Below are 13,338 nucleotides of genomic sequence, written 5' to 3' on the forward strand. Positions count from 1 at the left end.
AGATGTTGCTGGCACGTAGCCTCAAGGCTATCGTAATCATCACAATTGATGGGTTGATATTCGTTACTCATTGACATAATCGCTCACCAATAAGTTAGCTGCGGCGAAGGCCGCCTGTTCCCTGACGGTGGACGGCAAGTCGCCATTCGCTGCGATCCCATCCAGGGTTTGCAAAACACAACCTAATGCATCGGGTATGTAACCCAGATTGCCGCTGGCGATCTCCGCGTATAAACGACGAACCAATTCAGAATGTTGCTGCATAATATCCTCCCTTGGAAGCCCTCCGCCGTAGGCTTTTGTGCCTGTTGTCGCCGCGATGGCCTCGTTTTTTGCTGATAAGGGGAGATAATCCCACGAAAATAAGTATTCGTTATCAAAAGGACTATAGCATAGGCATCAGCAGGATATCAGCATTCCGGTGTTAAGCAATGCTTCAGTTAGCGCACAATTTTATCTTTTTTACGCATTTATACTTGGGGCTGGCAACTGGTCTGTTTTCTGAATTGCTATCGGTATGCTGTGCGTCTCACCGGTTCTCAAGGTACACTGGTTACAGACGGAGAAGAGGTATCGAATGGCATTAAAAGCAACGATTTATAAAGCAGCAGTGAACATTGCGGATATGGACCGCTCTTTTTTTTATGATGCCAATTTGACCTTGGCGCAGCACCCCTCAGAAACGGAACAACGTATGATGCTGCGGCTGTTGGCGTGGATCTGTCATGCGGATGAAAATTTACGCTTTACCAAGGGGTTATGCGCCGATGACGAACCGGAAATCTGGTTGCGCGATGATACATTGGCGCTGAAGTTGTGGATTGAATTAGGGCTGCCAGATGAGCGTCGGCTCAAAAAAGCCTGCAATCAATCTCCTAACGTGGTGCTCTACGTCTATGGTGAGCGAGCGGCCCATGTCTGGTGGCAATCGATGGAGCAAAAGTTGCGGCCACATCGCAATCTTGCCATCCGTTTTTTAGACGATCGCCAATTGCAGGCGCTGGCTGCAATGGCACAGCGCACGATGACGTTACAGGCAACCCTTCAGGATGGTTCGGTATGGTTGTCTGATGATAAGAATAATCTGGAAATTACCTTTGCCGAGTGGCAACCGGCCCAATAGTCGTCATGATCCTGGGTGACAGGAGAAGGTGGGGAGGATAATAGCGTGAAAAAGATGGCGCTTGGCTTACTACTGGTTGTTGTGGCAGCAGGGTTGATGGGGTGTCATACGCCCAAACCGGTGCGTGAGGAAGCATTGCAGCCCATGGCGCAGAGCTATCGTGGCGTATTACCTTGTGCAGATTGTGCCGGTATCGATACGTCATTATTTCTGGCTGAAAATGGCACGTTCATACTGCAACATCATTATCAAACCGATCGCCCTGGCAATCGTGTGTTTGCCACCTATGGCAAATGGGCGCGCACGGCGGATAAGCTCGTGCTCACCGATGTGCAAGGCGAAAAACGTTATTTCAGACCGCTGGAGAATGGTCTGGAAATGCTCGATCGAGACGGTGCGCCGATCGTATCGTCCAACGCCTATCGTCTGACGGCGACCAAAGCGCCTTTGCCGACCACACCAATGGCGATGCGTGGTTTGTACCGCTATATGGCCGATGCGGCGGTGTTTGCGGATTGTTTTACCGGTGTCACCTACCCGGTGGTAAACAATATCGTGATGGAAAAACGTTATTTACAGGTACGTAAATCATCGGGAGACGCGGTGCTGCTCACTTTCAGCGCGCATTTTGCCGTGGTGCCTTCGATGGAAGAGGGGATGGAAGTAAAAAGCCTGGTCCCGAGTAGTGCGCCATTTCAGATGAAAGCGCAAAACCACTGTAGCGAATAACAACAGCAAAGCGACAGGATAAAAGCGGCCTCTCTGAGAAAGGCCGCTGGTTACGGTGTTATACCATGGCTTTCAGTTTATACAGCCATTCCAGCGCCTGACGCGGCGTTAACGTATCGGGATCAAGCGTTTCCAATGCTTCGACCGCGGGGGCTGGCTCTTCACTGGTTAACAGCGCCAGTTGCGCACCGTCCACATGGCTGGCAGAGGCGTGATGGGAAAGTGATTCCAGCTCTTTGAGTTTTTGCCGCGCGCGTTTAATTACCTCTTTAGGCACGCCCGCCAGTGCCGCAACGGCGAGGCCGTAGCTCTTGCTAGCGGCCCCTTCCTGAACGCTGTGCATAAACGCGATGGTGTCACCGTGCTCCAGTGCATCCAGATGCACATTCGCAACGCCTTCCATTTTTTCTGGCAAATGGGTTAATTCAAAGTAATGGGTGGCAAACAATGTCATGGCCTTGATGCGCTGCGCCAGATTTTCTGCACAAGCCCAGGCCAGAGATAGACCATCATAGGTTGATGTGCCACGCCCAATTTCATCCATTAATATCAAGCTGTTGGCTGTGGCATTGTGCAGAATATTAGCGGTCTCTGTCATCTCCACCATGAACGTCGAACGCCCAGAGGCGAGATCGTCTGCGGCACCAATACGCGTGAATATGCGATCAACCGGCCCAATGGTGGCCTTATCTGCGGGGACAAAGCTGCCGATATGGGCCATCAGCACGATCAGCGCGGCCTGACGCATATAGGTACTCTTACCGCCCATGTTCGGGCCGGTCACGATCAGCATACGACGCTGCGGTGTGAGTGACAGCGGGTTGGCAATAAACGGCTCGCTCAATACCTGCTCCACCACCGGATGGCGGCCTCCCTCAATTTTTAATCCCGGCTGATCGCTCAGCGTCGGGCACACGTAATTCAGGGTGTCTGCCCGTTCTGCCAGATTGGTGAGGACATCCAGTTCTGCCAACGCGCCAGCACTTTGTTGCAATGCCTCAAGGTGTGGCAACAGTTGGTCAAACAGGTCGTCGTATAGTGCTTTTTCCAGTGCCAGCGCCTTGCCCTTGGAAGTGAGCACTTTGTCTTCGTACTCTTTCAATTCAGGAATAATGTAGCGCTCTGCATTCTTCAGCGTCTGGCGGCGTACATAGTGAATCGGCACCAGATGGCTTTGTCCGCGACTCACCTGAATGTAATAACCGTGTACGCCGTTAAACCCGACTTTGAGAGTATCAAGCCCCAGTTTTTCGCGCTCACGGACCTCTAAACGATCGAGGTAATCGCTGGCGCCGTCAGCCAGCGCACGCCATTCATCCAGTTCAGCGTTGTAGCCGCTGGCGATCACACCGCCATCGCGCACCAGCACCGGTGGCGCTTCCACCACGGCACGTTCCAAGAGCGAGCACAGCTCGTCAAACTGATGAACATGCTGCGCAAGCTGTTGGACATAGTCTTCGCTGCTTTCTGCCAGTAGCGCATGGATGGCCGGATATTGGTGAAATGCATGGCGCATCCGCGCCAGATCGCGTGGTCGGGCGGTACGCAGCGCCAGACGCGCCAAAATACGTTCCAGATCGCCAATCTGGCGCAAGGGAGGCTGGAGCGCTTCTGCCAGAGGCTGCAACGCGTGGATGGTGCTCTGGCGCTGGGTTAGCGCTTGTTTGTCACGCGTGGGCATATGCAACCAGCGCTTGAGCATACGGCTGCCCATCGGCGTGACGGTGCAGTCCAGAATGGCGGCAAGGGTATTTTCGACACCGCCTGCCAGATTCTGTGTCAGCTCCAGATTACGACGCGTAGCGGCATCCATAATGATGCCGTCTTGCTGGCGTTCCATGGTGATGCTGCGAATATGTGGCAGTGAGGTTCGCTGAGTATCTTTGGCATACTGTAGTAGGCAGCCTGCGGCACGCAGCGCCAGCTTCGCCTGTTCTACCCCGAACCCTATAAGGTCGCGTGTGCCAAACTGCATATTGAGCTGCTGACGCGCGGTTTCCAACTCAAATTCCCACAGCGGACGGCGGCGTAACCCATGGCGATGTTCAATCAAATGAGCGGCACCAAAGGATTCCGGGTAAAGCAACTCCGCAGGATTGGTACGTTGCAATTCTGCCGCCATGGTTTCTTCATCAGCCGGCTCCATAACGCGAAAACGCCCGGAACTGATATCCAATGTGGCATAGCCAAAGCCGCGCCCGTCCTGCCAAATGGCGGCTAAAAGATTGTCTTGTTTTTCCTGTAACAGCGCTTCATCGCTGATCGTCCCTGGGGTGACGATACGTACCACTTTGCGCTCTACGGGGCCTTTGCTGGTAGCCGGATCGCCAATTTGTTCGCAGATGGCGACAGATTCGCCTTGCTGCACCAGTTTTGCCAGGTAGTTTTCCACCGCGTGGTGCGGGACGCCTGCCATGGGGATGGGTTCACCAGCCGAAGCACCGCGTTTGGTGAGTGAAATATCCAATAGCTGTGACGCACGTTTGGCATCATCGTAAAACAACTCATAAAAGTCGCCCATGCGGTAAAACAGCAGGATGTCAGGATGCTGCGCCTTTAGCCTGAAATACTGCTGCATCATGGGCGTATGGTCGGTGAAATCCTTCTCGATAGGTTCATTCATCTCTGTCTTACTCATTTTTAGCTATTGGGGATTCAATGGACAAGCCACTTATGCTGCAAGCATTTACTTAAACCAAAAGACCCTGCCAGCAACATTTCTACTCCAGGGCGCGCTATATCTTACCACTTTCCCCCTCAGGGATTCACCCACAGGGGGACGCTATCTGAAACGTTATCAAAGCAGTAGTGGAAAATGTATCTGATTCTGATATCTGCTTCTTCATGCGCGAAGCGTATCGTAAATGCCGGTGGGTGATTTGCAAACGGCGGGCATGGGAGGAGTACCATGATAAAAATGCCACAGCAGATGACTGAGATAACCTATCTTGGCTTTATTTCCCCGATATTGCTCATATTATGGAGGGAGAGAAAAGAATATTTAATAATCTCTTTGAAAATGGCCCTTGATGTTATGGTGGTGGAGAGGGAGATACCATAAATAGCAGTATCCCCCTTTTCATGCATTATTTGTTCTGCTGGGAATCCCCATCAGATAACACAATAAGCGGCTCTATATCGCTTTCCTTTTTTATTACCAGGGTATCATCACCACGCAAGCACGCACCACCATAGCTACCGCCGATGGTGAAGGTACAAACCTGAAGATACTTCCCCTCTACCTTCGGCAGGCACCAGAGCTGTTGATAGATGTTTTTCCGGTCAACAAACTGGCCGTGGGTCTGGTCCAGCACTTCCTCGTGTCGGTTGATCAGATCTATGTTGTTGCCACAGCGGCCCGATATCGGTTTTACCGCATATCCCGTTTGCGCTAATTCCTCATTCACCACAAAGTCGGTATCGAGCAAATAGCGATGGTGGGGAAACAGTGACCACAATACGGGCAGTATTGCCTTGTTTCCGGGGATCATGGTCCACAGCGGTTCAAACACGCGCACTTCCGGGCGCAGTAGCACGTCGATTAGGCGCACCTCATTTTGCGGATGGCCAGTACGAATTGGCAGCGCAGCATATTCGGTATCGCTTACTTCACGAAGTTGCTCAACCACGGTTTCCCATGCCCAGGTTTTCCACACACAGTTAACGGGGCGATGTTCGCTATCAATCAATTGCCCAGCGCTATCCCAGCCTAGGTCATCCAGTCCGTAGAGGATTTTGCTGTCAAAGCCTGCCTGTGTCAGTGCCCGTTGCATAAACTGCGCGTGATAGCTTTCTTCCACATCTTTGTCCTGCATGATGTGGACAAAGGGAGCTGCATGGCTGTGCTGCCAGGCACCCGCCAACTCGTCAAGCAAGGCTTCCGATGGGTTATATCCTGCTGTGATATTGCCCTGCTTCATCCATTGTTCAAGAATTAGCCCGCTTTCTGTATGGCATGATGCGGAATCTGCATTGTATTCATAGACTTTCAGTCCACGTTCATCCATACAAAAATCCAGACGCCCGGTGATCATATGGTGACGCCGACGTTGCCAGGAAAGCCGCAACCGTGGCCACAGGATCCTGGGAATATCAAACAGTGCCAACAGATTGTCATCTTTTAAGACCTTATCCGTTGCATGCAGATACATCAAATGCAGTTCATTGGTGGCCTTGATCAGTTCCTGCTCAGCGCGTTCCGTCATGGTGAAGTAACGGTAGGGGTCGGCATTAATGCGGTGGCCATTTGCCTGTGCATAGACATTCTGTAACGGATCGGCCTCATTGAGCCATTTGCCGTCGAACTGCCCTTTATTTTCCAGACGTGCGCTACCGAGCACCAACGCTGCCGGAGGAACGGTTGGCTGCGGCAGACTGTGCTCCATGTTGCTGGTCTGGATCATCCAACCCAGAATGGTGGTGTCGTTAAAGGTATCTTTGAGGGTGTAGTGGCCTTCACTCACTTCCAACGTTAATTCCCGTGTCCACTGCTGGCCGGGAGGGAGGGGCGTGTAGTGAACGTTCTGTTCGGCAATCCTGACCTTATTACCCAACAGTTGGGTAATCACTGCGACGTGGCCCGTGTGTTTGAACTCGCCGCCTTTCTGCCAGATCAGCAAGGCTCCGGCAACGGGAGGGCGCGGGGAGCCATTAGCAAAGGCCTGAAGTGGTAGCAGATTGTCGTTAACCACTTGGCGCAGGAAGCGTAAGGAGAAGATTTCATAGGCCATCCCAACATCAGTAAAGACCGAGCCATAGTTCAGGAACAAAAAACGGCGGGCAAACTCAACACACTGCCACTTATGCCCCATATATTCGTTGCCGATATAGCTGCGGAAACTGGCATCTCGGTGATCGTGTTCTGGAGGTAACGTACTGTAATTTGAAGAATAAATTGCTACGCCGCCGGGCGCATATCCCAATAGCGTGCCAAAGGGGGCATCGCTACCTGTTGACGCTGTACTCATTAGTCAGACCTTAGATGTATGCCTCTCTGGCCGTTGCAGTTGAAATCCCTCTTCTCCCTTCAGCCAAAGGAGCGTCTCAGACAGATGTGGCTTCATGATAGCACCAATCATTCCTGCCAAGCGCAAATGCTGTTTACCCAGAATGTAACCTGATAATGCTGAGATAGTCATAAGGGAAAAGATAAATGCGCGAAAAATACTGAAGTAATTTTAATTTTCTTTTTCATTTATTTTTTTTGAGTCGTTTTTTTGATTTATGTGTTTTTTTTCTATTCTTTTAAAATAGATGTATCGAAATTAGGAAGAGCGTTCATGGAGTTATATGCTCCAATATACGATATTGATGTGGCGTTAATTTGTTCATCCTGATTTTGAGCGTGTCCTGCCTTTTCGTATTGTAGTCGATGTTAATTGATTTTTGAAACTTCCAGTGATGAATAAATAGACCTTCACGGTAGATAGTCATGTTTTTAATTTTTTTAATTCGTTTTTCTTTTTCACGGTGAATAAAGTATGAATATTACTCTCCAGAGGGAAATGACACTCTGTCAGAAATTTTTTGCCTGGGTAAATATAGGCATTCAGGTTTGCTTTCCACTTCTTGGTACGTTTTCCATGCCACGGGTATTCGCCGAGCCAGCACCCACTGCCGTGTCTGCTAGCGCTGAAGAAAACACGCTGGCGGAATGGGCTTCCCGGGCTGGGGGATGGCTAAGTGACCGCCATAGGACTGATTCTTCTGACATGGCACGGGGCGTTGCAACGGAACGAGTCAACCAGGCGATTACGCAATGGTTAAGCCCCTATGCTTCTGTCCGCGCGCAGTTAGATATGGATCGGGATTTTTCGCTGAAACGTTCTCAGTTTGATGTGCTATATCCGTTGCACGAACAGAAAGACCGGCTGATGTTTATGCAAACAAGTTTACATAATAACGATGAACATCTTCAGACGAATGTGGGACTTGGCGTGCGTTATAGCTCAAACGATTATCTTCTTGGGGGGAACGCCTTTCTTGATTATGACCTGTCGCAGTCCCACGCCCGCATCGGTTTTGGTTTGGAATATTGGCGTGATTTTTTGAAATTTGGTTTCAACAGTTATTTACGCCTGACTGGCTGGAAACCATCACCAGACGTTGTTGATTATCAGGCGCGTCCCGCGAATGGCTGGGATATTCGTGCCGAGGGATATTTGCCAGACTGGCCACAGCTTGGTGGCAAGCTGGTCTATGAACAGTATTATGGTAATGAGGTGGCGTTGTTTGGCAAAGATGATCGCCAACGCAATCCCTATGCTGTCACGATAGGGGCCAGCTATACGCCATTCCCGCTCTTGACCATGAACGCTGAACGGCGTCAGGGAAAATCAGGAGAAAGCGAGATGCGATGGGGAATGGAACTCAATTATCGTTTACATGAACCGTGGCATCAGCAGGTCGATCCTGGTCAGGTGACCGCTCTGCGTCGCATCGCGGGTAGCCGGTTTGATTTTGTCGATCGTAATAACCAGATTGTTCTGGAGTATCGTAAAACCCGACTGCTTCATCTTTTTACCCCATCTTTACTGACGGGATATGGCGGCGAACAGAAAACGTTTCCCATTTCGGTCAACAGCAAATATGCGCTGGCGCGCATTGATTGGTCTGCCTCTGCGTTACTGGCTCAAGGGGGGAAAATTATCACGGAGAGCAGCGATCGTTTCAGTGTCCAACTGCCGCCTTATCGACCACAAGGGGATAATACCTACAGCATGAGTGCGGTTGCGGTGGATACGCAAGGCAATATGTCGCGCAGTGCGACGACGCAGGTGACGGTATTAGAAGCGGAAGTCAGTGCATTAAACAGCAGCCTTGAGCCAGAAAATATCTCGCTCCCCGCCAATGGTAAAGCGCAGCAGCGCTTAACGCTTAAGGTGAGAGATTTACACGGCAATCCTGTCGATCTGGATCCCAATGAGATTCACATTACGTCAAAAAGGACGAAACGCAGTGCGGATGCCTCGGTTGTTTCTGCCTTTGAGCGCCAGTCTGCGGGAGAATATGCCGCGACGTTAACCGCTGGCATGCAGCCCGCCGTGTTTACCATTGCGCCTTCCGCGCGTGACATCACGCTGGCGACAACGCATGTCACGTTGACAGCGGATGCCTCAAGTGCCGCCATTAGCGGTTTAGTGGTGGAAGCGAACAATGCCGTGGCCAACGGTAAAGCGACCAATGAGATTACCATTACCGTCACAGATGCCAGTGGACACCGGGTTCCCGATGTACAGATACAGTTACAGGCTGATAATGATGCGGTGATCAGCGCGACCGCGCTCACTGATGCACAAGGCGAAGCTAAGGTATCACTGACCAGTACCCGCGCGGGCAACACGACGGTGACTGCGAATATCAAGGATTCACCCGGGCACCAGGTTACGCTGGTATTCTTGCCTGATCACCAAACGGCGAAAGTGGTCGAACTCTTACCCTCCGCAGCGCCTTACCTTGCGGATGGTCAATCACCGGTGCACTATCGCGCGCTGATCAAGGATTCTCAGGGCAACCCTGTACCGGGTGTGGGGGTGAACTGGTCTTCCGATCGTGATGCCCGCGTGGTCAGGTTTAGCGATGTGCACAGTCTTTCCAATAACGAAGGTATTGCCGTGACTTCGATAACCAGTAGTCAGGCGTTCGGTGTTACTGTCACCGCGGCAAGCCCGAATTCAACACGTACGGCTGAGATGATAGTTTTCACCACGGGTGCTTTATCGGAAGCGAATTCCCTGTTACGGGTTTACCCCAGCACGGTGGTAGCCGGAAAAGAAAAGGCGGCCATGCTGTTGGTATTGCGAGACAAGAAAAATAATCCGCTCACAGGGCAAAGCGTCGTTGCGGTTAGCGACAAACCCAACGTACTGTTTGGTGAAACGAAAGAGCTCGCGGAAGGACGCTATCGCATCGAGGTAAGCTCGACACACGCACAGGATGTGTTGCTTTCCGTGCGCGTCAATGATGTTCCACTCGGTCTCACGCAACCGTTGGCAGTGATCGGCGATGGCAGCCAAGGGAGTATCAACACAGTGAGTGTTAACAGGACGCGGGTGACTGCTGGCGATCCCCTTGGCATGACTTACAGCGCCACCATTGTCGATGGCAATGGTAATCCGCTACCGGGCATGATGGTGTTTTGGCAGCCAGAGGGCAATGCCAACGTGGGAGAACGTATAACGAGTACAGACGCCAATGGGGTTGCTCATATTACCCTAAAAAGTCAGACGGCGGGTATTCTGCGCATGACGGCATACCTGAACGACAAGAACCAAAAAAGGGCACCCGATGTCACGATTGAGCCCGCTGCCATTGATCAGCATGTTTCTCGATTCCACGCGGATAAAACGGAGATCGGTTCAGACGGTAAAGACGCCGCATTGCTGAATGTTATGTTGCGGGATACCTATGGTAATGCGATTTCGGGTAAAGCCGTGGTGTTTCATGGCGCTGAGTCGCTTTCCGGGTTTACGATTACGCCCGCGCACGATAACAACGATGGCTCCTATCAGGCCAACGCGACATCCATGGAAAAGGGGCGCGTGTCTCTGAATGCGAGCGTTGAAGGAAAAACCATCGGCAGTGCTGTGGTTATCTCGGTAGGGGCAGCGATGCCGGATTTACGGTTCGACAATGCTTTTCAGTATGTGACCTATACGCAGCAATTTCGCCACTCTCAGGCGGTAAAAGGCGCGCCCGCGACGCTGCAACAAATGTGGTCAAGTTCCGATCCAGACATTGCATCGGTTGCTAAGGAAACAGGGCAAATAACGCTGCGTAAAGCGGGAAGCGTGACCATCACGGTGCAGACTGCGGGGGATGCCCAATATCATCCTGCCAGTGCGAGCTATCAACTTCAGATCGCGAAAGCTTCACCTGGGTTAAGTGTCAACGCTCAACTGATAGCGACTGTCTGGGGAGAAGGGAAGACGCATTCTGTCAAAGGCCATTTCACTAACCCGGATGTTGGCGCATCGTTACCGTTAATCTATCAGAGCGATCGCGAAAGTGTGGTTCAGGTAACAGATAGCGGTGAGCTCCGTCCAATCGCGCCAGGCAATGCCATGATCTCCCTTCACACGCAGGAAACCGAGCAGTTTCTCTCTGAGATGGTGAACGTTTCATTCGTGTTAAGCAAAGGAAGTGTGCCCGTTCGTTTTGCATCAGATGTAGTAACGACGACCGATCTAAGTCCATTTACATTACAGAAACCGATGAATCTGCCCGTTGATGCCACCATTGAGTGGAGCTCAAGTGAACAGGAGGTCATTGCTATTACGCCTGAAGGGCAGATCTCAGGGCCATTAAAAAAAGGGAAGACCCGACTTCGGCTTACGATTAAGGAAAATGCGTTTTATACCACAAGCACCGGTGCTTATGATGTGCAGGTGTTTACTACACCTAAACCCCGAATATCGGGGGTAAAATATGGCAATAATGGCCTTCTGACGGAGTCAGGCCGTATATGGGCTCCGGTTTTCACCGAGGATAAACTGCGCGTTACCTGGGCGGTTAACAGTAGCACACCCTATGATGCCCCGCGCTATGTTGAGGTGATTTTAGTCGATGAGTGGGGCCGAAAACTTGATCATCAACGTATTGATTCATCGACGGGTAGCGTCGAAACCGTTTTTAGCCCACAGGAACACTATATCGGTAAACGGGTACACGTGGAGGTGGTTGCTTACGGCCACGACTTATTGCAAGGAACGGCCTCCACTTCTGAAGTCAGTGTCAATCCGACTAAACCAACGCAAATATACGGTAGCCATTTGGCTACAACTTATAATTCGCGCAGAATTATCACCTCTACCGGAGAGTATGATTATGCGTGTCAAGGAAGCCATTTTGGCAGAATGCACCATGCGCTTTTGCAACCCAATACGCGTTTTGACTTAGCAGGGCAAAGGAGGTTGATGGCTCCGTTGACCATTGCTCACAAGATTGTCGAGGGGCAAGGTGATACACGTAACGTTGACTATCCCTCTTATTTTGGGGTCTATTCAAGTGCTAATGTAGGCTACTTTGAGAGATCACATACCTATGCGTTCAAGGAAGAGTGCTGGCTCAATCATTCCGGCTCTGGCATTTTGCAAACGCGAATAACCTTTACCGGGGTATCAGAGATCACCAACCAACCTTTCCAGTGGCACGGATAAGTCCCACTTGCGCCTGGATATATCTACCTGGGCGCATCCCTTGTTATCGACAGTGACGAGGGTAAGGAAGTTTCGCAAGAATCGTTTTTTGCAAGAGTAACCCAGCCCGGAAGATTATAGTGCTATATCATAAATGAATCATATCTTGCAAAAGGGGCGATGTCTAACGAACAAAAAAAGGGTGAAATATTAAAATTATGTTTTTGTTATTTTTATTGGTTCGCTAAAGCATTTCCAATGCAGTCAGTGTTATGCGTCGAGCAAAATAATCTATGCTTTCAGCCAAATGTGAGAGCATGTTTCAATAATTACCATTGTATATCTCTACTCATTTCCCCTGATGAGTGATGCCTGTAAGACTTGGTGTGGTAGTCGTATATCTAAAAATAGATCCATAAGCGTTGGCCGTTGGTGTCATTTTATTTAGTGTCTGTGAATGGAATGCGTGAAAGTGTTATAGTGTGATTGTCCTTTACTGAGTATCGTCTTTTTTGTTTCAATCTATTGAAAACTATACCATTCTATGCCATTCATTATGAGTGGTGATTGCAAGTCAAATGACATTCTTATATCTGACTATGGCGTGTGATTTCTCTTCGTCGCTTAATTGAAAATAGTAGTTACACTTGGTTATTAAATGCCATTTTTTATCTTGGTACGATTTGTCTTATCGATTGGATACAATGTAATTAATAGTTTTAAACAGTTTTTAATTCCGTGCATTTACAATGATTATGTAGGCATTGCATTAAGAAAAACAATGCATTAATAAAAAACAGCGTGTTATAAATTAAAACGTCGTTTTTATTATTTCACTTCGCGTTTTTATAAAAAATTATAACTACTGCATGAACAAGCCAAGGTGCGTTTTTATGGTGGGTTATCATAAGGATGAATGATGAGTATCTTGGTGGCAGAAATTTAAGGAGGAGTGGTAATCACTGCCACCATGGTTTGTAGTGAGAATTTCCTGATGGTGGATTCCTTTGTTAGACAAAATATCAGGCGGATATGCAAATGAACATTAGCTTAATGAATGATGGCAATATCTACTTTCTTGGCTTCATTTTTAGCCCCAAGCTCAGAACATTAAGCTGTGGTGACACCTTATATCAATTAAGGAAAAAGGAGTCCGATGTGTTGGCTTTGCTATGCGAAAGATATCCTCATCCCGTATCACAGGATGATTTCCTGTCATGTGTGTGGGAAGGGGGATATGTAACACCGCAAAGTATTGCGCAGGTGATCCGCGCACTGCGGCGCAATTTGCAGGATAAAGATAAGCAAATCATCGTGACTATCCCGAAGTTGGGATACCGTTTTGGTGTG

The 13,338-nt window shown here is 49.8% G+C and carries 8 protein-coding genes and 1 pseudogene; 5 read left to right on the top strand and 4 right to left on the bottom strand.

What is annotated here, in order from left to right; translation table 11 throughout:
* Positions 1–77 (bottom strand): annotated as a pseudogene (locus tag J5224_RS21730) (Rho-binding antiterminator); the annotation flags it as partial.
* Positions 64–264, bottom strand: coding sequence for a YaeP family protein (locus J5224_RS21735; RefSeq protein ID WP_222158376.1), 201 nt, complete (start codon positions 262–264; stop codon positions 64–66). The gene J5224_RS21735 and the pseudogene J5224_RS21730, both read right to left, overlap by 14 nt.
* 313 nt (positions 265–577) lie before the next feature.
* Between J5224_RS21735 and J5224_RS21740 the strand changes: the two genes are divergently transcribed.
* A complete protein-coding gene (locus J5224_RS21740) occupies positions 578–1,123 on the top strand; it encodes a YaeQ family protein (protein ID WP_264627337.1) in 546 nt (181 codons plus the stop codon).
* A 45-nt stretch (positions 1,124–1,168) separates the two neighbouring features.
* On the top strand, positions 1,169–1,852 hold the full coding sequence (gene nlpE, locus J5224_RS21745; RefSeq protein ID WP_264627338.1) for an envelope stress response activation lipoprotein NlpE: 684 nt from the start codon (positions 1,169–1,171) through the stop codon (positions 1,850–1,852).
* Positions 1,853–1,910: 58 nt separating this feature from the next.
* Here the strand turns inward: nlpE and mutS are convergent, their stop codons facing one another.
* On the bottom strand, positions 1,911–4,475 hold the full coding sequence (gene mutS, locus J5224_RS21750) for a DNA mismatch repair protein MutS (protein ID WP_264627339.1): 2,565 nt from the start codon (positions 4,473–4,475) through the stop codon (positions 1,911–1,913).
* Between the two features lie 285 nt (positions 4,476–4,760).
* On the opposite strand from mutS, the gene J5224_RS21755 reads away from it, so the two are divergent.
* On the top strand, positions 4,761–4,913 hold the full coding sequence (locus tag J5224_RS21755) for a hypothetical protein (protein ID WP_264627340.1): 153 nt from the start codon (positions 4,761–4,763) through the stop codon (positions 4,911–4,913).
* A gap of 25 nt (positions 4,914–4,938) precedes the next feature.
* Here J5224_RS21755 and gss read toward each other — a convergent pair whose 3' ends face one another.
* Complete coding sequence (gss, locus tag J5224_RS21760; RefSeq protein ID WP_264627341.1) at positions 4,939–6,819, bottom strand: bifunctional glutathionylspermidine amidase/synthase; 1,881 nt, start codon at positions 6,817–6,819, stop codon at positions 4,939–4,941.
* A 615-nt stretch (positions 6,820–7,434) separates the two neighbouring features.
* Here gss and J5224_RS21765 point away from each other — a divergent pair.
* Together J5224_RS21765 and J5224_RS21770 are read left to right on the top strand one after the other, a co-directional pair.
* Positions 7,435–12,009 (top strand): inverse autotransporter beta domain-containing protein, encoded by a 4,575-nt coding sequence (locus J5224_RS21765; RefSeq protein ID WP_264627342.1) that lies wholly within the window; start codon positions 7,435–7,437, stop codon positions 12,007–12,009.
* A gap of 1,017 nt (positions 12,010–13,026) precedes the next feature.
* Positions 13,027–13,338: winged helix-turn-helix domain-containing protein (locus J5224_RS21770; protein WP_264627343.1), on the top strand; the 312-nt coding region annotated here is incomplete at its 3' end.

The sequence above is a fragment of the Candidatus Symbiopectobacterium sp. NZEC135 genome, assembly GCF_025962695.1.